24 protein-coding genes and 1 tRNA gene are annotated in these 24655 nt (G+C 71.0%); 12 read left to right on the top strand and 13 right to left on the bottom strand.

The window, feature by feature from the left end:
* Window positions 1-43 precede the first annotated feature (43 nt).
* The 7 genes from BIU94_RS00310 to BIU94_RS00340 all read right to left on the bottom strand — a co-directional run bounded on the left by BIU94_RS00310 (window position 44) and on the right by BIU94_RS00340 (window position 6722).
* Complete coding sequence (locus BIU94_RS00310; protein ID WP_071253060.1) at window positions 44-1087, bottom strand: Gfo/Idh/MocA family protein; 1044 nt, start codon at window positions 1085-1087, stop codon at window positions 44-46.
* 333 nt (window positions 1088-1420) lie between these two features.
* On the bottom strand, window positions 1421-2347 hold the full coding sequence (locus tag BIU94_RS00315) for a prenyltransferase (protein WP_071253063.1): 927 nt from the start codon (window positions 2345-2347) through the stop codon (window positions 1421-1423).
* Entirely contained in the window at window positions 2344-2778 is a 435-nt protein-coding gene (locus BIU94_RS00320; protein ID WP_254784677.1) for a lycopene cyclase domain-containing protein, read from the bottom strand. The genes BIU94_RS00315 and BIU94_RS00320 overlap by 4 nt, the downstream gene beginning before the upstream one ends.
* Window positions 2775-3107, bottom strand: coding sequence for a lycopene cyclase domain-containing protein (locus BIU94_RS00325; protein ID WP_071253064.1), 333 nt, complete (start codon window positions 3105-3107; stop codon window positions 2775-2777). The genes BIU94_RS00320 and BIU94_RS00325 overlap by 4 nt, the downstream gene beginning before the upstream one ends.
* On the bottom strand, window positions 3107-4747 hold the full coding sequence (crtI, locus tag BIU94_RS00330) for a phytoene desaturase family protein (RefSeq protein WP_254784679.1): 1641 nt from the start codon (window positions 4745-4747) through the stop codon (window positions 3107-3109). Before crtI ends, BIU94_RS00325 begins: the two co-directional genes overlap by 1 nt.
* A complete protein-coding gene (locus BIU94_RS00335) occupies window positions 4744-5667 on the bottom strand; it encodes a phytoene/squalene synthase family protein (RefSeq protein WP_083404479.1) in 924 nt (307 codons plus the stop codon). Before BIU94_RS00335 ends, crtI begins: the two co-directional genes overlap by 4 nt.
* Entirely contained in the window at window positions 5664-6722 is a 1059-nt protein-coding gene (locus BIU94_RS00340; RefSeq protein ID WP_071253065.1) for a polyprenyl synthetase family protein, read from the bottom strand. Before BIU94_RS00340 ends, BIU94_RS00335 begins: the two co-directional genes overlap by 4 nt.
* Before the next feature lie 21 nt (window positions 6723-6743).
* Here BIU94_RS00340 and idi point away from each other — a divergent pair, with 21 nt between their 5' ends.
* The 6 genes from idi (at window position 6744) to BIU94_RS00370 (ending at window position 14466) form a co-directional block, all read left to right on the top strand.
* A complete protein-coding gene (gene idi / locus BIU94_RS00345; protein ID WP_071253070.1) occupies window positions 6744-7286 on the top strand; it encodes an isopentenyl-diphosphate Delta-isomerase in 543 nt (180 codons plus the stop codon).
* Window positions 7287-7546: 260 nt separating this feature from the next.
* The gene (locus BIU94_RS00350) at window positions 7547-8596 is read left to right on the top strand and encodes a magnesium and cobalt transport protein CorA (RefSeq protein ID WP_071253072.1); all 1050 of its coding nucleotides are present in this window, start codon (window positions 7547-7549) and stop codon (window positions 8594-8596) included.
* A 230-nt stretch (window positions 8597-8826) separates the two neighbouring features.
* On the top strand, window positions 8827-9846 hold the full coding sequence (locus tag BIU94_RS00355) for a LacI family DNA-binding transcriptional regulator (RefSeq protein WP_071253074.1): 1020 nt from the start codon (window positions 8827-8829) through the stop codon (window positions 9844-9846).
* A 634-nt stretch (window positions 9847-10480) separates the two neighbouring features.
* On the top strand, window positions 10481-12004 hold the full coding sequence (gene mmsA / locus BIU94_RS00360; protein ID WP_071253197.1) for a multiple monosaccharide ABC transporter ATP-binding protein: 1524 nt from the start codon (window positions 10481-10483) through the stop codon (window positions 12002-12004).
* Entirely contained in the window at window positions 12001-13293 is a 1293-nt protein-coding gene (gene mmsB / locus BIU94_RS00365; protein WP_071253076.1) for a multiple monosaccharide ABC transporter permease, read from the top strand. The genes mmsA and mmsB overlap by 4 nt, the downstream gene beginning before the upstream one ends.
* A gap of 63 nt (window positions 13294-13356) precedes the next feature.
* Window positions 13357-14466, top strand: a complete 1110-nt coding sequence (locus tag BIU94_RS00370; protein ID WP_071253078.1) for a sugar-binding protein — start codon at window positions 13357-13359, stop codon at window positions 14464-14466.
* A 157-nt stretch (window positions 14467-14623) separates the two neighbouring features.
* Here the strand turns inward: BIU94_RS00370 and BIU94_RS00375 are convergent, their stop codons facing one another.
* The 3 genes from BIU94_RS00375 to dcd all read right to left on the bottom strand — a co-directional run bounded on the left by BIU94_RS00375 (window position 14624) and on the right by dcd (window position 16556).
* A complete protein-coding gene (locus BIU94_RS00375) occupies window positions 14624-14956 on the bottom strand; it encodes a DUF86 domain-containing protein (RefSeq protein WP_071253199.1) in 333 nt (110 codons plus the stop codon).
* A gap of 11 nt (window positions 14957-14967) precedes the next feature.
* Window positions 14968-15483 (bottom strand): helix-turn-helix domain-containing protein, encoded by a 516-nt coding sequence (locus BIU94_RS00380; RefSeq protein ID WP_071253079.1) that lies wholly within the window; start codon window positions 15481-15483, stop codon window positions 14968-14970.
* 485 nt (window positions 15484-15968) lie between these two features.
* A complete protein-coding gene (gene dcd / locus BIU94_RS00385; RefSeq protein WP_071253081.1) occupies window positions 15969-16556 on the bottom strand; it encodes a dCTP deaminase in 588 nt (195 codons plus the stop codon).
* A gap of 71 nt (window positions 16557-16627) precedes the next feature.
* Between dcd and BIU94_RS00390 the strand changes: the two genes are divergently transcribed.
* Window positions 16628-18673, top strand: coding sequence for a cytochrome c oxidase assembly protein (locus BIU94_RS00390; RefSeq protein WP_071253083.1), 2046 nt, complete (start codon window positions 16628-16630; stop codon window positions 18671-18673).
* Window positions 18674-18694: 21 nt separating this feature from the next.
* On the opposite strand, the gene BIU94_RS00395 is transcribed toward BIU94_RS00390, so the two are convergent.
* Together BIU94_RS00395 and BIU94_RS00400 are read right to left on the bottom strand one after the other, a co-directional pair.
* Window positions 18695-19042 carry a hypothetical protein gene (locus BIU94_RS00395; protein WP_071253085.1) on the bottom strand — a complete coding sequence of 116 codons (348 nt, stop codon included), beginning with the start codon at window positions 19040-19042 and terminating at the stop codon, window positions 18695-18697.
* A complete protein-coding gene (locus BIU94_RS00400; protein ID WP_071253086.1) occupies window positions 19032-20120 on the bottom strand; it encodes a DUF6177 family protein in 1089 nt (362 codons plus the stop codon). The genes BIU94_RS00395 and BIU94_RS00400 overlap by 11 nt, the downstream gene beginning before the upstream one ends.
* A gap of 198 nt (window positions 20121-20318) precedes the next feature.
* Here BIU94_RS00400 and BIU94_RS00405 point away from each other — a divergent pair.
* Window positions 20319-20389, top strand: a tRNA-Gly gene (locus tag BIU94_RS00405).
* A 193-nt stretch (window positions 20390-20582) separates the two neighbouring features.
* Here BIU94_RS00405 and BIU94_RS00410 read toward each other — a convergent pair.
* A complete protein-coding gene (locus BIU94_RS00410; RefSeq protein ID WP_139195831.1) occupies window positions 20583-20789 on the bottom strand; it encodes a hypothetical protein in 207 nt (68 codons plus the stop codon).
* Between the two features lie 241 nt (window positions 20790-21030).
* On the opposite strand from BIU94_RS00410, the gene BIU94_RS00415 reads away from it, so the two are divergent.
* From BIU94_RS00415 to BIU94_RS00430, 4 genes are all read left to right on the top strand, one after another.
* Window positions 21031-21471: a cytidine deaminase gene (locus BIU94_RS00415; protein WP_071253201.1), complete on the top strand. Its 441-nt coding sequence runs from the start codon at window positions 21031-21033 to the stop codon at window positions 21469-21471.
* Between the two features lie 327 nt (window positions 21472-21798).
* The gene (locus tag BIU94_RS00420; protein ID WP_139195830.1) at window positions 21799-22293 is read left to right on the top strand and encodes a hypothetical protein; all 495 of its coding nucleotides are present in this window, start codon (window positions 21799-21801) and stop codon (window positions 22291-22293) included.
* Entirely contained in the window at window positions 22290-23465 is a 1176-nt protein-coding gene (locus BIU94_RS00425; protein WP_071253093.1) for a zinc-dependent alcohol dehydrogenase, read from the top strand. Before BIU94_RS00420 ends, BIU94_RS00425 begins: the two co-directional genes overlap by 4 nt.
* Window positions 23466-23509: 44 nt before the next feature.
* Complete coding sequence (locus BIU94_RS00430; protein ID WP_071253095.1) at window positions 23510-24649, top strand: glutathione-independent formaldehyde dehydrogenase; 1140 nt, start codon at window positions 23510-23512, stop codon at window positions 24647-24649.
* Window positions 24650-24655 lie beyond the last annotated feature (6 nt).

Genomic DNA, 24655 nt, shown 5'->3' on the forward strand with positions numbered 1-24655 from the left:
CCGGACGCTGCCGGCGATCAGCAGGGGCCGGCTGCGGCTGCGCTCAGCTCGGGACGACGACGTCCTCGGGTCGGCCCGAGGCGGCGGAGCGGCCCGCCGCCTCCATGAGCGCGAGGCTCCGCAGGTTGTCGCGGCCGCTCGTCTCCGGCGCGGGACCGCCCTGCACCGAGCGCGCGAACGCCTGCAACCCGCCCTGGCGGTCGGTGTGCGCGAGGGTGGGCAGCTCGACCGGCTCGGCGTCGTCGTCCTGCGTGCGGCGGACCGTCACGCGGTCGCCCGCCACGGCGTTCGGGGCTCCGGAGCGGCTGGTGAACCAGAGTTCGCCGTCCTCGCCCTGGATGCTCCACTCCCCCGCCCAGGCGGTGCGCGGCGCGCGGCTCAGCCAGCTGCCGCGGTAGCTCACGACCAGTCCGTCGTCGAGCTCGATGACCATCGACGCGACGGCCTCGTCCTGGTACTTGCTGTACGACGGGTACGAAGACTTCGCGTAGACCCGTACCGCCTCGCGCCCGGTGACCATCCGGAGCAGGTCGAAGTGGTGGATCGCCATGTCGTTGATCATCGCGTGCGGGAACCGGTAGTGCGGGTGCTCCTCGAACGCCAGGTCGTTGTCCCACTGGCGGAAGTCGATCGTGATCGCGGAGAGCTCGCCGACGGCGTCCGCCTCGAGCATCTCCTGCACGACGCGGGGCGCCGGGTACCAGCGGTAGTTCTGGCTCACCTGGAGCACGAGGCCGAGCTCCTCGGCACGCCGGACCGCGGTGACGGCCTCGTCCGTGGTGTTCGCGAACGGCTTCTCGACCAGGACGTGCTTGCCGGCCTCGAGGGCCTCGAGCGCGAGCGGCACGTGCGTGACGGCCGGCGCGGTGATGACGACGGCATCGGCCTCGACCGCGGCGAGGGCCTCGGTGAGCGAGGCGAACGCGACCGACGCGGGCAGCCCGAGGTCCTGGCGGACGGCCTCGAGCGTCGGCGCCGTCGGGTCGACGATCCCGACCACCTCCACTTCGGAGACCTCTGGGATGGCGGTGCGGGCCCAGTTGCCGCCCCACCCTCCGAGACCGACGTGGATGATCCGGACCGTCATGCGCGCACTCCTTCGTGACTGCCGTCGTGGCTGGTGTCGCACCACGGACGCCGCGGTGCGTGCGACCAGTCTGTCAGGCGCCGGTGACGGGCGGGCGAGCGGCGGGGCGCGGGTGGGCGGGTCCGGGTGGGGCGGGCGTCGGGTGGGCGGGCCCGGGTCGCCGCGGTCCACCGGGACCGCGCCCCCGGACACGCGTCGCGCCCCGGTGAGCCGGGGCGCGACGACCGCTGCGGGGCGCGGACGGCGGCCGTCGCGCAACGGTCAGCCCGAACCTCGGGCGGGGCGCACGCCGCGGGGCCCGTCGCGCGACGGCCCGCCCGGCCGCCGCCGGCCTCAGTGCGTGAACGCGTACGCGATGAGCGCCATCGTGACGATGAACCCGGCCAGGTAGTTGATCCAGAGGAACCGCTTCCACCCGGCGTTCGCGGCCTCGGCACCGTCGTCCGTCACGTTCCACCACGGCAGCACGTTGAGCGCGTAGGGCACGACGACGACCGCGGCGATCGGCCCGGGGAACGCCGAGAACAGCAGCGCGACGCCGGCCACCACGTAGGCCACGAAGGCCAGGCGGACCGTGGCCCGCGCCCCGATCACGGTCGCGACGGAGCCGATCCCGCCGGCGCGGTCGGCCAGGACGTCCTGCACGGCGCCGAAGGCGTGCGAGGCGACGCCCCACAGGAAGAACGCGATGCACACGGCGACGAGCTGCCCGGTCCAGTGCGGGCCGGCGAGTGCCAGGCCGTAGACCGCCGGCGAGACGAAGTGGGTGGACGACGTCAGGGAGTCGAGGAACGGCTTCTCCTTGAACCGCAGCCCCGGTGCCGAGTACGCGATGACCGCGAACACGCTGATCGCCAGCACGAGCCACGACCACGGCCCGTTGCCGCTCACCGCGCCGAGCACCACGAGCGCGACGAGGAAGGGGACGTTCGTGACGACGACGGCCCACAGCGTCGTGCGGTGCACGCTCTTGTCGAGCAGCGCACCCTCGACGCCGCCCTTGCGCGGGTTGCGCAGGTCGGACTCGTAGTCGAAGACGTCGTTGATGCCGTACATCGCCAGGTTGTAGGGCACCAGGAAGTACACGACGCCGACCAGGAACGCGACGAGCGAGAACCCGCCACCGCCGTCGACCCCCACCCCGCTGCCGAGCAGGTACGCGGCGCCGAACGGGTAGGCGGTGTTCACCCAGCTGATCGGCCGCGACGACACGAACAGCGCACGCAGGGTCGACGGCCTGGAGGCGGTGCTGGCGTTCACGGGTGGTCCTCCGGTCGTGCGGTGGTCGGCTCGGGCGCGGGGCGCGCCGCGGTCGCGTCGGGCGGTCGGGTCGCGTCCCGTCCGCCGGAGCGGTCGAACAGCACCCAGAGGCTGGGCAGCAGCACGACCGCCGACATCGCGTAGGCGAGGTCCTCGACCGGGATCACCCCGATCTTCGCACCGCTGATGAGTCCGGCGTCGTAGTCGACGATGCCGAGCCCGACGATGACGTTGTCGAAGACGATCGTCATGACGAGCAGGGCGGCACCGGCGACGAGCGAGGTGGTCACCGCGACGCGGCGACCGTGACCCGGTCGGCGTCCGGCCGCCCGGGCACGACGTGCGGCGACGACCCCGGCGGCCACGGCCACGACGGCGGTGACGGCGAAGAAGGGCAGCGCGAGCAGCGCGTACGCGCCGGTGCCGGTCACGGACGCCGCCGTTCCGCAGCCCGGGCGACGACCGGCCGGACGAACCCGACCAGGTCCATCGTGGAGTAGCAGAGCAGCAGCAGGAAGAAGAGCTCCTCGAGCGGGACCTCGGGCGCCAGGAGCACCCCGGTGAGCAGGTCCTGCGGTCCGATGAAGAAGATGCCGACCGCGACCCCGGCGACGTCCCACACCATGAAGAACGCGACGCCGACGGCCATCACGGCAGCCGCCCGCCAGTGTGCCCGCCAGAAGAACAGCCGGAAGCGGGCGTCGAGCACGGTCATGCCGACCAGGGACACCACGAGGCCGGCGAGGTACACCCCCGGCATCAGGCGGCGCCGGTCCGGTCCCTCGGCGCCCGGAGCGGTGTCGGCAGCGGTTCGGTGCTCGTGTCCCCGTGGATGCGCTTGAGCAGCACCTCGGCGCTGATCAGGCACATCGGCAGGCCGATGCCCGGGATCGTCGAGGCGCCGACGTAGTAGAGCCCCTGCACCTTCGTCGAGGCGTTCTTCTCGCGGAAGAACGCGCTCTGCTTGAGGGTGTGCGCCGGGCCGAGCATCGAGCCGTTCCAGGCGTTCAGGTCGTCGGCGAAGTCGCGCGGACCGATCGTCCGGCGCACCCGGATCCGGTCGCGCAGGTCCGGGACGCCGGCGCGTTCGGCCACGAGGTCGATCGCGCGGTCGGCGATCCGCTCGACCTCGAAGTCGCCGGCGCCGTCGACGCCGCCCTTGCCGATCGACAGGTCGGCCGGCAGCGGCACGAGGATGAACAGGTTGCTCGAGCCGCGGGGCGCGACGGACGGGTCCGTCTCCGAGGGGGCGCAGACGTAGATCGACGCCGGGTCCGGCACGTGCCGGTCCTTCCCGAAGATGGCGCCGAAGTTCGCCTTCCAGTCCTCGGTGAAGACGAGCGTGTGGTGCAGCAGCCCCGGCGTCGGCCCGTCGATGCCGAGGTACACGAGCACCGCGCTCGGCCCCGGGTCGCGGGTCTTCCAGTGCTCGGCGCCGTGGGTGCGGTGCTCTCGGTCGAGCAGCTGCATCTCGGTGTGCTGCAGGTCGGCGGCGCTCACCACGAGGTCCGCCGGGGCGGTGTGCTGCACGCCGTCGCGGTCGCGGTGCACGACCCCGGTGGCGACGCCGTCCTCGACCACGATCCGCTCGACCTTCGCGCCGGCGATGACCCGGGCGCCCTCGGCCCGGGCGACGCGCTCGACGGCGCCGATGACCTCGGTGATGCCGCCCTTCGGGTACAGCACCCCGTCGGCGAGGTCGAGGTGGCTCATCAGGTGGTACATGCTCGGTGCGGCGTACGGGCTGGTGCCCAGGAACACCGCGGGGTAGCCGAGGATCTGCCAGAGGCGCCGGTCCTTGACCGCCGAGGCGGCGCGGGACGACAACGGCTGCAGCAGGAGCCGGGCGAGCTTCGGCAGGCGACGGAGCACGTCGGGGGCCGCGAGCTTCGTGAGGTCCTGGAACGTCGTGTACAGGAACCGGCGGATCGCCATCGCGTAGGTGTCCTCGGCCGAGGCGAGGTACTTCCGGATCCGCGCGCCGGCGCCCGGCTCGACGGACTCGAAGAGCGCGATGTTCGCCTCGCGGTCCGACCGCAGGTCGATCGGCTCGTCGTGGCCCTCGGTGTAGACGCGGTAGCCCGGGTCGAGCTCCACCAGGTCGAGCTCGGCGTCGGCCGAGGTGCCGAGCAGCCGGAAGAAGTGGTCGAACACCTCGGGCATGAGGTACCACGACGGCCCGGTGTCGAACCGGAAGCCGTCGCGCTCCCACGACCCGGCGCGGCCGCCGAGCTGGGTGCGCTGTTCGAGCACCGTGACGGCGAAGCCGTCACGGGCGAGCAGGGCAGCGGCCGCCAGGCCGCTGATGCCGCCGCCGATCACGACGGCGCGGCGGGCGGGCACCTTGCGCCGGGTCGGGGACGCGGCCGTGTCCGGACTGGAGGCGCGGGGCGGGGTCACGCCGTGCCTCCCGTCCGACGGCTGGACGCCTTCGACCGCACGGGCGCACGTCCGGCGAGCACCTGCGCGGCCAGGCGGGCCTTCACCGGGTTCGGGACGCGTACGCGCGTCGTCACCAGGCGGTGCGCCGGCGTTCGTGCGATGCGGTCGTTGAGCTCCTGGAACAGGGCGTGCGCGAGACCGACCGCGTTCCGGGCGTCGGCCGGCAGCAGCCGGATGGTCCGGGCGGCGTGGTCGAGGTCGTCCTGGACGTCGGCCACCAGACGCTCCTTCGTGGTCTCGTCGAACGAGCGGATGTCGACCCCCGGGAAGTAGGAGCGACCGAGCACCTCGAAGTCGGCGTGCAGGTCGCGCAGGAAGTTCACCTTCTGGAACGCCGCCCCGAGGGCACGGGCCCCGGCGACGAGCTCGGCCTGGTCGAAGGTCGGTCGCCCGGCGCGGTACACGAAGGCGCGCAGGCACATGAGCCCGACGACCTCGGCCGAGCCGTACACGTAGGCGTCGAACGAGGCGTCGTCGTGCTCGGTGCGCTCGAGGTCCATCCGCATCGACGCGAAGAACGGCTTCGTGAGCTCCGCGCCGAACCCGGTGACCCGGGCGGTGCGGGCGAACGCGTGCACGACCGGGTTCACCGAGAAGCCGAGGGCGATCGCCCGCTCGGTGTCGGTCTCGAGCTCGTCGAGCACCGTGCGGGCGAGGTCGCGGTCGAGACCGGCCTCGGTCGCCGGGCCGTCGACGACCTCGTCCGCGACGCGGACCAGGGCGTAGACGTTGCGGATGTGCTCCCGCGTGTCCTTCGCGAGCAGCCGGCTGGCCAGGCCGAACGACGTCGAGTACCGGTCGATGACGACGCCCGAGGCGGCCTCGGCCGTCGCGTCGTACAGGGGCAGGCGGCGCGACGGCGACGTGGTGGTCGTCACCGGGCGCGTTCCACGAGTTCGGTCACGAGGCCCTCCAGGCGGTCGGCGAGGTCGTACGGCAGCCCGGACAGCTCGGCACGCGCGAGTGCGACGTGCTCGGCGATCCGGGACTCCGCGGCGGATCGGGCGCCGCAGGTGACCAGGGTCGCACGGAGTTCGGCCGCGCGCTCCTCGGTCAGGTCCGGGTCGCCCAGGTACGGCGCCAGGTCCGGCCAGCAGTCGGTCGTCGCGGCGTAGGCGATGAGCATCGTGCGCTTGCCCTCGCGCAGGTCGCCGAGGACGCTCTTGCCGGTCGTCGTCTCGTCCCCGAAGACCCCGAGCAGGTCGTCCACGATCTGGTACGCGATGCCGATTTCGCGACCGAAGGCGCCGAGCGCGGCGACGACGGACTCGTCGGCCCCGGCGAGCACGGCGCCGGACTGCAGCGGGGCCTCGAACGAGTACACGCTCGTCTTCGCGCGCTCCATCTGCAGGACCTCGTCCACCGTCGGCATCACGCCGAGGGCGAGGTCGACGTCGGTCATCTCGCCGGCGGCACTGGCGAAGACGGCCTCGTCGAGGAGCTCGAGCAGGCGTGCGCGGCGGTGCCCCTCGGCGCCCGAGGCCTCGATGAAGCGGGGCGCGGCGGCGAGCGCGAGGTCGCCGGCGATGACCGCGGCGCTCATCCCCCGGTGCTCGGCGGTGGGCAGCGGCAGCCCACCCGTCGTGCCGGTGTCGCGGAAGGACCCGGCGACGTTCGGCTGCCCGCGGCGGGACCAGTCGCGGTCGATGACGTCGTCGTGCACGACGAGGGCGGTGTGCAGGAGTTCGTAGGCGGCGGCGACGTTCGCGGCGGCGGGCACGTCGGTGCCGCCCATGCCGGCGTACGCGGTGAGGACCATGCGCGGCCGGAAGCGCTTGCCGCCCATGCTCGCCTTGCGGAGCACGCGCCAGAGTTCCTCGGACGGTCGGCCGTAGCGCTCGGCGCGGGCCGACGACACAGCGAAGAAGCGCTCGAGGCAGTCGTCGACGAGCGCGAGGTCGATGTGTGCGACGGTGGTCGCTTCCTCGCTCATCGGTCTAATCTATCGGTGCAGATGAATGCTTTCCCGGAAACCGTGGTCCTGCTGGCCGACGACCGTACCCCGGTCGGCACGGCGGACAAGTTCACGGTGCACACAGACCACACGCCCCTCCACCTGGCCTTCTCGTGCCACGTGCGGAACACCGACGGGGACGTCCTGGTGACCCGGCGAGCCCTGTCGAAGAAGACGTGGCCGGGCGTGTGGACCAACACGTTCTGCGGCCACCCCGGACCCGACGAGTCGTTCGAGGACGCCATTGCCCGCCGTGCCTCGCGCGAGCTCGGCATCACCGTGCGCGACGTCGAGGTCGTGCTGCCGGACTTCCGGTACCGCGCGGTCGACGCGTCCGGCATCGTCGAGAACGAGGTCTGCCCCGTCTTCCGTGCCGTGACCGACGACACCCCGGCCCCCGCCGACGACGAGGTCGCCGAGTGGGCGTGGGTCTCCGAGGACTCCCTGCACGAGGCCGTCGCCGGCGCACCGTTCGCCTGGAGCCCGTGGCTCGGGTGGCAGCTCGCCGAGCTCCGGACGGCCGGTCTGCGCGTCACGCGCTGAGGCCGACCGGCTGCCGCCGGAGCCGGTCGGACGGACCGGCTTGTCCCGTGCACACGGCAGGCGTACGCTCGTCCGTCGGCAGCCCCTCCGGGCACGGCCGGACGAGACGAGAAGGGCAGGTGAGGCGCGATGTCGGGTGACCATCCTCGATCGGGCCGACCGCCCCTGGTGGTCGTCGCGCCCGTTCGCTGACCCGCCCTGCCCCGGTTCCGACCGGGGCACCACCGCGCCTGCCTGCTCCCGACCCGAGGAGCACGCACATGGCACTGATCGACAACGCGATCTACGTCCGGGGACGCCGCGTGGAGTCGCCGGCGTCGCCGTCGCGACCCGTCGGCGGCGACCTGACGTGGATCGGCCTGCTCCGTCCCGACGCGCGTGAGCTCGACGCCGTCGCCGCGGAGTTCGACCTGCACGAGAACGCCGTCGAGGACGCCGCGAAGGGACACCAGCGGGCGAAGCTCGAGCGCTACGGCGACACCCTGTTCGTCGTGCTCCGGCCCGCCTGGTACGAGCCGACCGCGGGTGCGGTCGCGTTCGGCGAGGTGCACCTGTTCGTCGGCGACCGGTTCGTGGTGAGCGTCCGGCATGCCGACCGGCCCGACCTGGGGGCGCTCCGGGCCCGCGTCGAGCAGGACCCCGACTTCCTCGCGCGGGGATCCGAGGCGGTCACCGCCGCGGTGCTCGACGAGGTCGTCGACGGCTACGCCCCCGTCGTCGAGGTGCTGCAGGACCAGATCGACACCATCGAGGACCAGCTGTTCGCCGGCCAGGTCGACCCGGGCGTCTCGAAGCGCATCTACCAGGTGCTCAGCGAGGTGCTGTCCTTCCAGCGCGCGACGAAGCCGGTGCCCTCGATGGTCCGCGGGCTGCTGCGCGGTGCCGACAAGTACGGCGTCGACGACGAGGTCCAGCACCGCCTGCGGAACGTGCTCGACCACGCGCTGCGCGTCTCCGAACGGATCGACTCGTTCCGCGCCCTGCTCGAGAACGCCCTGACCCTGCACGCCACGCTGGTGTCCCAGGAGCAGAACGAGGCGATGCGCCGGATGACGAGCGCGAGCCTGGCGCAGGGCGAGGAGAGCCGCCAGCTCGCCCGCGCCGCGCACCGGCAGGGCGAGGAGGTCAAGAAGATCTCGTCGTGGGCGGCGATCCTGTTCGCGCCCGGGCTGATCGCCGGTGTCTACGGCATGAACTTCGACCACATGCCGGAGCTGCACTGGCGGTACGGGTACCCGGTGGCGATCGTCGGCATGCTGGCGCTGATGGGCGTCCTCTGGCTGGTGTTCCGAAAGCGCAACTGGCTCTGACGAACCGGACACACCGCCCGGCCCGTGGTGAGCGTCATCGCCATGAGGCCCAGTCGGATCCGCGGCGTCGCCACACGCCGTCGGCCGCCGCGCCGTGCTGCCTGCACGCACCGGAAGCCGCGGCGGACGGCGTCCGGCTGGCGCGCAGGGCACGGGCGTGCATAATGATCTGGCTCGGAATGTGAACGTGCACATCGATGTGCCACGGCCCCGAGCGGAAACGAGCAGCAATGGCGTCATCGCGGACACAACAACCGCGTTCGCCCAGCATCCGTGACGTCGCACGGGTCGCGGGCGTCTCGCACCAGACCGTCTCGCGGGTGCTGAACAACTCGGACGCGATCCGGGCGGAGACCCGCGACAAGGTCGTCGCAGCGATGGAGCAGCTGCAGTACCGCCCGAACCGTGCGGCACGGGCCCTGGTGACGAGTCGCACCCACACGATCGGCGTCCTGACGGCACGGCGGGCCCACTACGGACCGGCCGTCGCCCTGCAGGCGATCGAGGACGCCGCGATGCTCCGTGGGTACTCCGTCACGACGGCCAACATCGCCGAGGCGACCGACGCCGCCGTGCGCGAGGGCCTCGGGCACCTGCTCGACCTGGACGTCGAGGGCATCGTGGTGATCGCCCCCCAGCAGCGCGTGTTCGACCTCATCGCGGAGCTCGGCATCCGCACCCCGTACGTCACCATGCGCGCCAGCGTCGGCGAGGACCCGACGGCGCTCTGGGTCGACCAGATGGAGGGCGCCCGGCTCGCGACCGCGCACCTGCTCGACCTCGGGCACGAGTACGTCCGGCACATCGCGGGGCCGCAGGACTGGATCGAGGCGGACGCACGGATGCAGGGGTTCCTGCGCGAGATGTCCGACCGGGACATGGCGGTCGCCCCGCCGATCCTGGGCGACTGGACCGCCGACTTCGGCTACCACGCAGGCCGGGAGCTGCTGCGGTGGCGGGACTGCACGGCGATCTTCTGCTCGAACGACCAGATGGCACTCGGGGTCATGCACGCGGCGCGGTCGTACGGGCTGGACGTGCCCGGCGACCTGTCTGTGGTGGGCTACGACGACATCCCCGAGGCGAAGCACTTCTGGCCACCGCTCACGACGGTGCAGGTCGACTTCGCCGAACTCGGGCGGCGGTGCGTGGACCTGCTCCTGCCGAGCGAGGGCGAGCTGCTCCGCCCGATCGACATCGTCCCGCAGCTCGTCGTGCGCGCGTCCACGGGGGCTCCGCGCAGCCGCTGACGCGCGGGCCCCTGGGTGCAGTTCCGCGCGTGGCAAGCAGGTTCGCGCGTGGGCAGCGGTTCCGCGCGTGGGCAGCAGGTTCGCGCGTGGGAGGCCAGAACTTCCGGCTGCCCACGCGCGGATCAGCCTCCGACGTGCGATCCGCCACCTTCCGCCGCACACCTACGGCAGGTTGCAGTTCCGCGCACGGAGAGCACTTCCGCGCGTAGGAGGCCAGAACTTCCGGCTGCCGACGCGCGGTTCGCCTCCCCACGTGCGGAACACCCTCCGACGCGCGGAACAGCACCCTCCACGCCCGAAGACCGCCACCACACCCCCAGCCCGGGGGACGCGCCCTCCGGATCACGCAGGCCGTTACAGAACTGCGACCAATCCGAATTGACAGCCGCACCGGGGCTGTGCGTAAATTGCCTCCGTCCTGCCGATGTGACCGTTCACATGAGCGTCACACCAGCCGGACACCGGACGCGACAACGAAGTCCACACAGGCCCCCTGTGCCGACTCGCTGCCGCAGCAGAACCACTCGAACAACTGCCGCGTCGAGGCGGCAGAAGGAGATGCACTGTGGCGTCAACCCCGATCGGTACCGGTCTCGAGACCCGGTCGATCACCGCACCCGAGACGATCCTCGAGATGCGATCCATCACCAAGGAGTTCCCTGGTGTCAAGGCACTCTCGGATGTCTCCCTCCAGGTCCGCGCCGGCGAGATCCACGCGATCTGCGGCGAGAACGGCGCCGGCAAGTCGACCCTGATGAAGGTCCTGTCGGGCGTCTACCCGTACGGCACCTACAGCGGCGAGATCGTCTACGAGGGCGAAGAGGTCCGCTTCGCGAACATCAAGCAGTCCGAGCAGGCCGGCATCGTCATCATCCACCAGGAGCTCGCGCTCGTGCCGGAGCTGTCGATCACCGAGAACCTGTTCCTCGGCAACGAGCCGAGCCGCGGCGGCGTCATCAACTGGACCGCCGCGCAGCTCCGCGCGCAGGACCTGCTCGCCCGCGTCGGCCTGAACGACGACCCGGACACCCAGATCAAGAACATCGGTGTCGGCAAGCAGCAGCTCGTCGAGATCGCGAAGGCCCTGCACAAGGACGTCAAGCTCCTCATCCTCGACGAGCCGACCGCCGCGCTCAACGAGAACGACTCGCAGCACCTGCTCGACCTGATCGTCGGCCTGAAGGCCAAGGGCATCGCGAGCATCATCATCAGCCACAAGCTGAACGAGATCGAGCAGATCGCCGACGAGATCACGATCATCCGCGACGGCAAGACCATCGAGACGCTCAACGTCAAGGCGGACGGCGTCAACGAGGACCGCATCATCCGCGGCATGGTCGGCCGTTCGCTCGAGTCACGCTTCCCCGACCGCACGCCGAAGATCGGCGAGACCTTCTTCGAGGTCCGCAACTGGACCGTGCAGCACCCGCTCGACTCGTCGCGCCTGGTCTGCAAGGCGTCGAACTTCCACGTCCGCCGCGGTGAGATCGTCGGCTTCGCCGGGCTCATGGGCGCCGGCCGCACCGAGCTCGCGATGAGCCTGTTCGGTCGCTCCTACGGCACCTGGCTCGACGGCCAGATCATCAAGGACGGCCGCGAGATCAAGGTCACGAACGTCCAGCAGGCGATCGAGAACGGCATCGGCTACGTCTCCGAGGACCGCAAGGCGCTCGGCCTCAACCTGCTCGACACCGTGAAGCGCTCGACGGTCGCCGCCGACCTGCAGAAGATCTCGAAGGTCGGCGTCGTCGACTCGCTCGAGGAGTACTCGGTCGCCGAGAAGTACCGCAAGATGCTCCGCACCAAGGTGCCGAGCGTCGAGGACAACGTCGGCAAGCTCTCCGGCGGCAACCAGCAGAAGGTCGTCCTGTCGAAGTGGATGTTCACCGACCCGGACATCCTCATCCTCGACGAGCCGACCCGCGGCATCGACGTCGGCGCCAAGTTCGAGATCTACGGGATCATCCAGCAGCTCGCGGCCGAGGGGAAGGGCATCATCCTCATCTCCTCCGAGCTCCCCGAGCTGCTCGGACTGTCCGACCGGATCTACACCATCTTCGAGGGTCAGATCACCGCTGACCTGCCGGCCGACCAGGCCGATCCCGAATCGCTCATGCGCAGCATGACCTCCGCGCGGAAGGGCGCCAACGCCTCATGAACAACCTGAAACTGCTCTTCGGCAAGGGCAACAGCATCGGCCAGTACGGCATGGTCATCGCGCTCATCGCGATCGTGATCTTCTTCTCGATCACGACGAAGGGGCTCATCCTCGAGCCCACGAACGTGATCAACCTGTTCCTGCAGTACTCGTACATCCTGATCCTGGCGCTCGGCATGGTCATGGTGATCATCGCCGGCCACATCGACCTGTCGGTCGGTTCGGTCGCCGCCGTGGTCGGCATCGTCGTGGCGCAGTCCATGGCCGTGTGGGACTTCCCGGTGTGGGCCGCGATCATCCTGGGCCTGGTCTGCGGCGCCCTGATCGGTGCGTGGCAGGGCTTCTGGGTCGCGTTCGTGAAGGTCCCCGCCTTCATCGTGACCCTGGCCGGCCAGCTCATCTTCCGCGGTGTCAACCAGATCATCGGTGGCTCGACCTCGGTCCCCGTGCCGGACGCGTACACGCCGATCGGCGCCGGCTTCCTCGGTGACTTCGGTCCGGACTTCGGCTACAGCAACGGCACGCTGCTCATCGGGCTCGTCACGATCCTCGCGCTCATCATCATCGAGGCGCGCGGCCGTGCCCGCCGCAAGAAGATGCAGGCCGAGGTCCCGCCGCTGTGGGTCTCGATCGTCCGCACCGGCATCCTGGTCGCCGTCACCCTCGTCGCCACGTACCTGTTCGGCGCCGGCCCGGTCGGCACCTCGGTCCCGATCGTCGCGATCATCCTCGGCGTCCTGACGATCGTCTACGGCTTCGTCACGAAGAACACGATCTTCGGTCGCCAGGTCTACGCCGTCGGTGGCAACGCGAACGCCGCCGTCCTGTCCGGTGTCTCGGCGCGGAAGGTCAACTTCTTCGTCATGATGAACATGTCCGTCCTCGCCGCCGTCGCCGGCATGGTCTTCGTCGCCTACTCGGGTGCCTCCGGCCCCGCGGACGGCACCGGCTGGGAGCTCGACGCGATCGCCGCCGTGTTCGTCGGTGGTGCCGCCGTCGCCGGTGGCGTCGGTACGATCTCCGGGTCGATCATCGGTGGTCTCGTCATGGCGCTGCTGTCGAACGGTCTGCAGCTCATGGGCCTCGAGTCGAACAAGGTGCAGATCATCCGCGGTCTCGTCCTGCTCGTCGCCGTCGCCTTCGACGTCTACTCGAAGTCGCAGGGTCGACCGTCGCTCATCGGCGGGATGATGCGCCAGTTCCAGCGCAAGGACACCGAGCAGAACACGGTGGCCGCCCAGCAGCCGCGGTCCATCGAGGACCAGCCGGACAAGGTCACCCTCCCCTAAAACCCTCACTCCCACAGCGGGGCCCCGGCCCCACACCTCCTCAACGAAGAGAAAGCAATCCACATGCGCAAGAAGATCGTCGCCGGCCTCAGCCTGGCGCTCATCGCGGGCCTCGCCCTCAGCGGCTGCTCGGCCCGTGGCACCTCTGGTGACACCGGCAGCGATGGTGGCAGCTCCATCAAGAAGGGCGACCTGATCGGCGTGGCCCTGCCCGCCAAGACCTCGCAGAACTGGGTGCTCGCGGGCGCCGCGTTCAAGAAGTCGATCGAGGACGCCGGCTTCAAGGCCGACATCCAGTACGCCAACGCCGGCAACCCGGTCCCGGACCAGCAGTCGCAGATCTCCGGCATGATCACCAAGGGCGCCAAGGCCGTCATCATCGGTGCTGCCGATGGTTCGCAGCTCACCGCGCAGGTCAAGTCGGCCAAGGACCGTGGCGCCACCGTCATCGCCTGGGACCGCAACATCCTGAACACGAAGAACGTCGACTACTACGTGGCGTTCAACAACTTCAAGGTCGGCCAGCTCCAGGCCGAGGCGCTGCTCAAGGGCCTCGAGGAGAAGAAGGGCGACAAGCCGTACAACGTCGAGCTCTTCGCCGGTTCGCCGGACGACGCCAACGCCACCGTGTTCTTCAACGGTGCGATGGACGTCCTGCAGCCGAAGATCGACGACGGCACCATCAAGGTCGTCTCCGGCCAGACCACCTTCCAGAAGGTCGTCACGCAGGGCTGGCTCGCGCAGAAGGCGCAGTCGCGCATGACCGACCTGCTCGCGCAGTACTACACGGGTGACACCGAGCTCGACGGCGTCCTGTCGCCGAACGACACCCTCGCCCGTGCGATCCTCACCGCGACCAAGGCCGCCGGCAAGGACAACCCCGTCGTGACGGGCCAGGACTCGGAGACCGCTTCGATCCCGCTCATCATGAAGGGCACGCAGTACTCGACGATCTACAAGGACACGTCGAAGGAGGCCCAGGCCGCCATCGACCTCGTCTCGACGCTCTCGAAGGGTGACAAGCCCGACACGAAGATCGACAAGACGAACAACTACAACGGCGTGAAGACGGTCCCCGCGATCGAGCTCACCCCGGTCCTCGTCACGAAGGACAACGCGGTCGAGGCCTACAAGGGCAACGACACCCTCGAGGCGCTCGCCGAGAAGGGCTGATCACCTCAGCGCACCACGGACGGCCCCGTCTCGCCTCGGCGAGACGGGGCCGTCCCGCGTTCCACGGGGGCCGCCACGGGGCGGACGGGAGGCCCGGGGCACGTCGTGCGCCGAGCCTCCCGTCCGCCCCGTGCGTGCCCACACGACGTGGGCCGGGTCAGCGGAGGCGGGCACGCAGGCGACGTGCCGCCTCGGCGAGGTGCGGCACGTCCGTGCGTGCCGTGCCGGACACCACGGCGCGGGTGGTGTCGAAGTAGCGGCGGGTCAGCCGTTCGCCGAGGTCGGCGACCCGCGCCCAGGGGATGCTCGGCTCCCCCGCGGTGAGGCTGCTCGGCAGGACCCGGACCGCCTCGCCGATCTCGACCAGGCGCATCCGGACGGCGTCGTGCACGAGGTCCTCGGGCAACTGGTCGTCGTCGACGTAGCGTCCGATCGCCTCGCACGCACCGATGACGTCGTCGAGGCGGTCGCGGACGTCGCGCTGGGTCACGGACCCGGGGCTCACAGCGGGACCGCTCGGCGCACGATCTGGGCGCTCATGCCCGCCGCGTCGACGACGTCGACCCGCACGCCGAGGATGCGCTCGGCCTCGTCCTGGATCCGCATGAGCGCGAAGATGCCGAGCCCGGGGTCGACGTCGATCATCAGGTCGACGTCGCTGCCGGGGCCGTCCTCACCGCGGGCGACGCTGCCGAACAAACGGGGGTTGTGGCCGCCGAAGCGCTCGACCACGGCGATGAGGTCCTGCCGGGCCGCGGTGACGCGCTCGCGCAGGGGCGGCGGCTCCTCGACCGGGTGCAGGTCGATCGTCGTCGTGAAGCCCGCCGCGCGCAGCATCCGCTGCAGTGCGGCGAGCGACGGCTCCCGGCGACCGTTCTCGTACGTGCTGATGACGCTCTGCGTGACCCCGGCGCGGCGGGCGAGCTGGACCTGCGTGAGTTCGGCTCGGTCGCGGGCGTCGCGGATGAGCGCGGCCGCGGACACCACGGGCTCCGGTCGAGAGGGGATTGCGGACATGCTGCAACGATACACAGCATGCGACATTTCGTACCGCTTGTGACGGAAGCTGCTCCGGTGGTGCCGTGGGGGCGCTGGGTGCGTCGTTGGGGATGGGTGTCCGGGCGGCCGTGCCGACGTGGGGCGACGAGGTCGATGTCGTGCGACAGCGACGTTGTCGCGCCCGCGGCCGGTTGAGTCCGCCTGCGTCTGTCTGGGTCTGCCTGCGTCGGCCACGACAAGGTCGACGTCGTACGACGACGATGACGTCGCGTCCGCGGCCGGCTGAGTCCGCCTGCGTCTGCCTGGGTCGGCCACGACAAGGTCGACGTCGTACGACGACGATGTTGTCGTGCCCGGGCCGCGTCCGTTCACCGCGACAAGGTGGACGTCGTGCGACAGCGATATTGTCGCGCCCGCGGCCGCGTCGGCCGACCGCGACGAGGTGGTCGTCGTGCGACAGCGATGTTGTCGCGCCCGGACCGGCGGGTCGCCCGGCCCCCGGGTCAGTCGCGGACCGACACGTCCGCCCGGTGGAAGTTCAGCGCGGAGCGCGACGGGGTCGGCCCGCGCTGCCCCTGGTAGCGCGACTGGTACTCGGCCGAGCCGTAGGGCTTGTCGGCCGGGCTCGACAGCTGGAAGAAGCAGAGCTGCCCGATCTTCATCCCCGGCCACAGCTTGATCGGCAGCGTCGCCACGTTCGACAGCTCGAGGGTCACGTGCCCGGAGAACCCGGGGTCGATGAAGCCAGCGGTCGAGTGTGTCAGCAGCCCGAGGCGCCCGAGCGAGCTCTTGCCCTCGAGCCGCGCCGCGATGTCGTCCGGCAGCGTGACGACCTCGAAGGTCGAGCCGAGGACGAACTCGCCGGGGTGGAGCACGAAGGCCTCGTCCGGGTCGGTCTCGACCAGACGGGTCAGGTCGGGCTGGTCGACCGCGGGGTCGATGTGCGGGTACTTGTGGTTGTCGAACAGCCGGAAGTACTTGTCGAGCCGGACGTCGATGCTCGAGGGCTGGACGAGCGAGGCGTCGTGGGGGTCGAGGCCGATCCGGCCCTCGGCGAGCTGGGCGGTGATGTCGCGGTCGGAGAGCAGCACGCGCAGCAGCCTAGCGGGACCAGCAAACGCACGGCCTCGTTCGCAGGCCGAACGCCTACCATTGGACGGTCATGACCGTCACGTCACCCGAAACCCAGCCCGCCGGTCGGACGCCGGACTCCGCGCCGACCACCGCGCGGTCGTCCACCGTCGCGACGGTCCTCGTCGTCGCCGTTCCGCTCGCCGCCGCGTGCGCCGTGCTCGGCATGACGCTGACCGGCGCGTTCTCGGCCGGACAGCAGCTGGTGTCCGCCGGTGACCTCGTCGAGTACGGCCTGCCGATCGCCCGCGTCGTGCACGACACGATGGCGGCGCTCACCGTCGGGCTGCTCATCGTCGCAGCGTTCGCGCTGCCGGCCCAGAAGCAGGACCACGGAGCGGTGTCGAGCGTCCAGCACCGTGCTGCACGCTGGGCGGCGGTGACCGGTGCCGTCTGGTTCCTGGCAGCCATTGTGGGCCTCGTGTTCACCGGTGCGAACACGCTGGGCGTGCCGCTGACGAGTCCGGTCTTCGCCCGCAACTTCATGCTCTTCGCGTTCCAGGTCGAGATCGGTCAGGCGCTCGTCGTGTCGGCCGCCGCGATCCTCGCCGCCACCGTGCTCGCTGCGGCGGCGACCCGGGTCACGACGCTCGCCTTCGCGACGGTCGCCGGGCTGTTCGCCCTGCTGCCCCTGGCCCTCTCCGGGCACGCCGCCGGGTCGCTCGAGCACGCGAACGCCGTCAACTCGCTCGCCGTGCACCTCATCGCGGTGTGCGTCTGGGCGGGCGGGCTCGTCGCGGTGGTCGCGCTCCGCACCCGCACGAAGGGGGCGACCGGCCGCGTCGTCGCCCGTTACTCGACCCTGGCCGGCTGGGCGTTCGGCGCCGTCGCGTTCTCCGGCATCGTGAACGCCTCGCTGCGTCTGACCGGTCCGCTCGACCTCGTCACCACGACGTACGGCTGGCTCATCACGGTCAAGGCCGCGATCCTCGTGCTCCTCGGCGTCGCCGGGGTCATCCAGCGCCGACGGCTCGTGCCCGGGCTGCTCCGCGCGCCGCTCGACCGTGCGGCGTTCACCCGCTTCGCCCTCGCCGAGATCGTCTTCATGGCCGTCGCGATCGGTGTCTCCGTCGCGGTGTCGCGCTCGCAGCCGCCGATCCCGCAGACCCCGGAGACCGGCGAGGACACCCGCTCCGGCCTCATCGGGTTCCCGTTCCCGCCGGCGCAGACGGTGCACACGTACCTGACCCAGTGGCACATCGACTGGATGTGGCTCGGCCTCGCCGTCGTCGGGGCGGTCTGGTACCTGCTCGCGGTGCGGAAGCTCCGGCAGCGCGGCGACGCCTGGCCGGTCGGGCGCACCATCGCCTGGGTGATCGGGTGTGCGCTGTTCGCCTGGACCACGTCGGCCGGCCCCGCGGTCTACGGCATGATCCACTTCTCGTCGCACATGCTCCAGCACATGCTGCTGATGATGTTCGTCCCCTTGCCGCTCGTGCTCGGGGGTCCGGTGCTGCTCGCCATGCGCACGCTGCCGGTGCGGAACGACGGGTCCCGCGGCACCCGCGAGTGGCTGATGGCCTTCGTGCACTCGCGGTGGATGCAGTTCCTGGCGCAGCCCGCCGTCGCGGGGGTCATCTTCGCCGGCTCCCTCGTCGTGTTCTACTTCACGCCGGCGTACCAGGCCGCGATGCAGTCCCATGAGTGGCACGTCGCGATGATCGTGCACTTCGTGCTGAGCGGGTACCTGTTCTTCTGGGTCTTCGTCGGCGTCGACCCGGGTCCGAAGCGCCCGCCCTACCCGATCCTCATCATCGCGCTGCTCGCGACCCTGGCGTTCCACGCGTTCTTCGGCGTCGCGGTCATGACGTCGCAGTCGGTGTTCGCCGTGGACTGGTTCCACGCGCTCGGCCAGACGAACGACGCCGCGCTGCTCGACGACCAGCACACCGGCGGTGGCATCGCCTGGGGCGCGTCCGAGCTGCCGATGGTGTTCGTCGCCCTGCTCGTGGTCAAGAACTGGATCCGCACGGACGGCCGCGAGGCGAAGCGCCTCGACCGCAAGGCCGACCGGGACGGCGACGCCGACCTCAAGGCGTACAACGAGCGGCTCGCCGCGATGCGCGACCGCGACTGACGGCCCGCGACGACGGTCGCGTCAGTCGCCGTGCACGATGCACACCGCGTCGAGGTCCAGCGCGGCCTCGAGCGCGGCGGAGATGCCGGACTCACCGTCCGGGCCCGCCGGGGTCACCGTGTCCACCCACCACAGCGGGGTGGCGATCGGTGGGGCGTCCGGCAGGATCCGTTCGACCTCGTCCGGGGCGTCGACGCGGCGCACCCCGAGCACCGTGATGACCGGGTGCCCGGCGTCACGGCACACCTGCATCATCGGACCGTCGTCGAGGGCGCGCACGCCCCACGTCTCGTCGTGCAGCAGGAGCGCCTCGGCGACCTCGCGCGTCTCCACCGGCTGTCGGCAGAGGATCGTGACGTCACGCGGCACCGCGACCGCCCGCCACCCGGGACTCGCGGACGTGGCCGTCGAGGGCGCCCTCGTCGTGTGCGGGGTCGAGCGGCGCTCCGCCGACGAGCCGCAGGAAGCGGTCCTCGTCGATGCGGTCGAGGAACGACTCGAGGGCTTCCCAGCCGTCCTCGAACCGGATGATCATGCCGCCGTCGTCGGTGCCCGCGCCGGTCCGCGTCCCGAAGGACGCGATCGTCGTGCGCGGCGGGGGCCAGGTGCCGTCGCGGTCGAGGAAGGCGACGGCCTCCGGACCGACGACCACGGCGAGCGGCGTCGGTTCACCGTGCGAGACCGCCCGCACCAGGTGGTCGGCGTCTCCGCGACGCTGCATGACGACGCCGAAGACCGGGACGACCTGGTCGGCGACCTGCTGCACGGCGGTGAACAGCCGGTCCGCCAGGTCGGGGTCGGCGTCCGCCTCGGGGACCGTGAGGGCAGCCGACATCGTCTCGACGACCACGCCGTCCACCAGGTGGGCGGTCATCGTCGCCGAGAACCCCTCGCCCACCGCGTACGACGTGGAGACCCCGGGGGCCTCGTGCTTCGCGTACTGCGTCACGACCCAGCGGTCCCACGGCACCGCGAGCGGCTCCGCCGTGCCCCAGCGCGTCGGGCAGGTGCCGACCGTGTGGCACAGGGCCTCGATCGCGGAGCCCATGTCCACCGCGCGTTCCGGGTGGTGGCGCAGGGTCAGGTCGATGCTGATCTGGCGGACCGAGCCGTCGGACACGGGGTGCTCCGGTGCGGGCGCACCCACGAGCTCCGGGGCGACGTGCACGAAGTCCTCGACGCCGGAGGCGGCGACCCCCGTCCGCCCGTCCCGCAGGCGTCCGTCCGGGCCGGCCACGACCCACGCGGCGCCGTACGCGCCCAACGCGTGCCGCAGGGCGGGGGTGATGGCTGCCTCCTGGCCGGTGCGGAGCACGACCGTGCGTCCGGCGTCCGCAGCGCGGCGGAGCAGCGAGGCGAACGCCTCGGTCAGCCACACGACGGGCGAAGCGGAGTCGACCACGAGGGCGGTGCCCACCACGTCGTCGATGAGGGGATGCCTGACCATCCGGGTCCTCCTCGGTCTGCTGGCGCTCGGACTCCCTGGACGGTACACACGACGACGACACGTGTCCGTCGGACCGGCGGGCTCACAGCGGAGACACGGGAGGCCCGGATCGCCTCGGCAGGACGGCGCACGGTGCGCGCTCGGCTGGCTTCCAGCGGAGAATCCGCTAGGCTTGCCACGTCCCGCTCGGCGGGGTGCGCGAGTGTAGTTCAATGGTAGAACTCCAGCTTCCCAAGCTGGTAGCGCGGGTTCGATTCCCGTCACTCGCTCTGGATCGAAGGGCCGCCCGGTGGGCGGCCCTTCTGCGTTGCCGGGTCGTGCTGCCGGTCCCCTCGGCGCAGTGCGGCCGGACCGCGTCGATCGCCTTCGACGGGAGCGCTCCTCGTCGCCGCTCCGCCGGCGCTCCGGCTGTCTCGGTGACCGATCGCTCACCGGTCCCGCAGGGGTGCCGTTCGTCGTGGCTCACTTCTTCTCGTACGTGCTCCAGTAGCGGGCGAGCGCCGCTCGGCTCGGTCGCGCCGTGGTGGACACGACGAGAGCGAACCCGATGAAGACGACGAGGAACGCCGCCAGACGGTCGAGCCTGCCGCCCGAGTGGGCCATCACGACGAAGCCGACGACGATGACCAGTGCACCCAGTGTCACGAGCACGACGCGTCGAGGGGTCATGCGTGCGAACCCACCGTCACCGTGGTGCGGCTGCCCCCGACCCTCCCCGACGGGCGATGGCAGCTGCAGCACCATCTGGCGGTGGCGGGCTCCTCGACGACCACGGTCGGCGGCGACCGGTACCAGGGACCCGTGACGAACGTGTCCGCGGTCCTGGTCCTGCTGGTGACGGCTCGGTGCCGGCTCGGTGACGGCCGCCGGGCCGGGCGCTGCCGTCCCCTCGGCGCAGTACGGTCGGACCATGTCGACCGATTTCCCCGCCTCTGCGACCACGCTGACCGACGACGACCACGCGCTCATCGAGGTCGCCCGCTCGACCATCGACGCCACGACGGACGCCGGCCCCGACGAGGACGGCGTGCACACCATGGGCGCGGCCGTGCGCAGCGCCGACGGGCGGGTCTTCGCCGGCGTGAACGTGCACCACTTCACCGGGGGTCCCTGCGCCGAGCTCGTCGCCATCGGTGCCGCACGGGCCGGTGGCGCGACCGAGCTCACCGCGATCGTCGCGGTCGGCAACCACGGTCGGGGTGTGACGAGCCCCTGCGGTCGCGATCGCCAGGTCCTCGTCGACCTCCACCCGGACATCCGCGTGGTCCTGCCCGGGCCGGACGGGCTGGTGAGCGTCGCCGCACGCGACCTGCTGCCGCTGGCGTACGACCACCGCGCCGAACAGGTCTGACGGCACCCGGAGCGGAAACGGCCGTTCTGCCTGAGGGGTCTTGCAGCATCGGCCGAGCGCGGCGCACACTGTGACGGCGGAGGAGAGGCTCGATCGAGTGCCGATCTGACACTCCTCGCCCCGCCCCGTCATCCAGTAGTTCCGCATCGAAGCGACTCAGGAGACCACGATGAACCATGTATTCGTCGTCGGGAACACGATGACCTCGGGAACGCCGAGCGGCCCGACCCGCCGGCCGAGGAAAGACGGGCGGCTGCGACCGCCCGTCGACGACCACCACGGACCCGGCAGTGCCGCGGCCGGGCAGAACGCGACCGGAGGCCCCCGGTGAGGGCGGCATCGGCCGGAGCCGTGGCGCTGGCCGTCGCGAGCGGAGCGGCGGTCCTCGTCGAGCGGCACCGGTTCCGGTCGGCGTCCCGAGCGGGTGGACCGTCGGGGCACGGGTCCGAGTCCCGGTGGTACGCGGTCACGGTCAACCGTGCACGCCACGAGGTCTGGCCGGACGGCGAGGTCCCCGCGCCGCTCCGCTCTGCGGGACCGGACGTCGAGATCGAGCTGCGTGCCGCACCCGGTGACAAGGGGACCGAGGTCCGAGCGCGCTTCCGCGACCCCCGCGGCTCCGACGGGACGACCCGCGGGCGGGCGGCTGCGACCGAACGCGTGCGACGGCTGCGGCGAGCGCTCCGCGAGGCGAAGCAACTCGTCGAGGTCGGCGAGGTCCTGCGCGTCGACCCGGTGCCCCACGGGGAACGGAAGCGCACACCGTTCGGAGCGGCCGTCGAGTGGGCGACCGACCGAGGGCCAGAGGAGGGGTTGCTGTGAAGGCGTTGTGCTGGGAGGGCGTGAACGAGGTCGGCGTCGAGACGGTCGACGACCCACGCATCCTCAACGACCGGGACGTGATCGTCAAGGTGCGACTGAGCACCACGTGCGGCTCGGACCTGCACCTGCTCGGCGGCTACATCCCGACCATGCGGTCGGGGGACGTCCTCGGGCACGAGTTCATGGGCGAGGTCGTCGAGGTCGGTTCCGCTGTGCGGAAGCACCGCGTGGGCGACCGGGTGGTGGTCTGCTCGTTCATCGCGTGCGGGCAGTGCTGGTACTGCGAGCACGAGCTGTTCTCGCTCTGCGACAACGGCAACCCGAACCCGGCGATCACGGAGACGCTCTGGGGCTCGTCGATCGGCGGGTGCTTCGCGTACAGCCACGCACTGGGCGGGTACGCCGGCAGCCACGCCGAGTACATCCGCGTGCCCTACGCCGACCAGGGAGCGTTCAGCGTCCCGGACGGTGTGTCGGACACGGCAGCGCTGTTCGCGTCCGATGCCGCTCCGACCGGCTGGACGGGAGCGGACCTCGCCGGCATCACGCCGGGTGACACGGTCGCGGTGTGGGGAGCGGGCGGGGTCGGGCAGATGGCTGCGCGGGCCGCGATGCTGCTGGGCGCCGAGCAGGTCGTCGTGATCGACAGCCTGCCCGAACGTCTCGAGCAGGTCCGTCGGTACATCGGCGCGGAGACGCTCGACTCCTCGGAGGGCGAGGTCCTCGTGGACCTGCGGGAGCGCACGGGGGGCCGCGGCCCCGACGTGTGCATCGAAGCCGTCGGCATGGAGGCGCACGGGACCGGACCGCTGGCCCTGTACGACCAGGTCAAGCAGCAGCTCCGTCTCGAGTCCGACCGACCCACGGCCCTGCGTGAGGCGATCTACGCCTGCCGCAAGGGCGGCAGCCTGTTCGCGCTCGGTGTCTTCGGGGGCCTGGTGGACAAGTTCCCGTTCGGAGCGGTCATGAACAAGGGCCTGACCGTCCGCGGCGCCCAGCAGCACGGACACCGCTACATCCCGACGATCCTCGAGCGCATCGCGGCCGGGGACATCGAGACCGAACACCTCGCGACGCACCTCTTGACGCTCGACGACGGTCCGAAGGGCTACGAGATGTTCAAGAACAAGGAAGACGGCTGCGTCCGCGCCGTCTTCCAGCCCGGCGCATGAGCCCGGACTCCTCGAAGCAGTGACACTGAGAGTGAGGAAGCACCATGAAGGCAGTCGTGTACGACGGTCCACGGACCGTGGAGGTCCGGGACGTCCCTGACGCCCGGATCGAACGCCCCACCGATGTCCTGGTCAGGATCACGACCACGAACATCTGCGGCTCCGACCTGCACATGTACGAGGGCAGGACCGACTTCGAGACCGGACGCTGGTTCGGTCACGAGAACATGGGGCAGGTCGTCGAGGTCGGTGACGCGGTCGACAAGGTGAGGATCGGCGACTACGTCGTCATCCCGTTCAACGTCGCCTGCGGGCACTGCAAGAACTGCGAGCGGGGGCTGACCAACTACTGTCTCACCGCGCAGCCCGAGCCCGCGTGGGCCGGTGCCGCGTACGGCTTCGCCGACATGGGCCCGTGGGCGGGTGGCCAGGCCGAGCTGCTCCGGGTCCCCTGGGGCGACTTCAACTGCCTGCGGCTCGGTGAGGACGCGGAGGAGAAGCAGACCGACTACGTGATGCTCTCCGACATCTTCCCGACCGGGTACCACGCGACCGAGATGGCCGGTGTGCGTCCGGGCGACCAGACGGTCATCTACGGCGCGGGGCCGGTGGGCTGCATGGCCGCCTACTCCGCCATCCTCAAGGGAGCGAGCAAGGTGATGGTCGTCGACCGCCACCCGGACCGACTGCGGAAGATCGAGGAGATCGGTGCGGTGCCGATCGACGACTCCGCGGTCGACCCGGTGGAGGCCGTGAACGAGCTGACGATGGGCCTCGGAGCCGACAACGGGTGCGAGTGCGTGGGCTACCAGGCGCACGATCCGGACGGGACGGAACACCCGGACGCGACCCTGAACCGCCTCGTGCAGTCCGTGCGCTTCACGGGCCGCATCGGGGTGGTCGGGGTGTTCGTGCCACAGGACCCGGGCGGGCCGGACGAGCTGGCGAAGTCCGGCCGGGTCGCGTTCGACTTCGGGCAGTTCTGGTTCCGCGGTCAGACGATGGGCACGGGGCAGTGCCCGGTCAAGCGGTACAACCGGCCCCTCCGCGACCTCATCGCGGCGGGGAAGGCCACGCCGTCGTGGATCGTGAGCCACGAGCTCTCCCTCGACGAGGCACCCGACGCGTACGAGCACTTCGACAGCCGCGAAGCAGGCTGGACGAAGGTCGTCCTGCACCCCTGAGGCCTG

Source organism: Curtobacterium sp. MMLR14_006 (assembly GCF_001864985.1).
Classification (GTDB): Bacteria; Actinomycetota; Actinomycetes; order Actinomycetales; family Microbacteriaceae; genus Curtobacterium.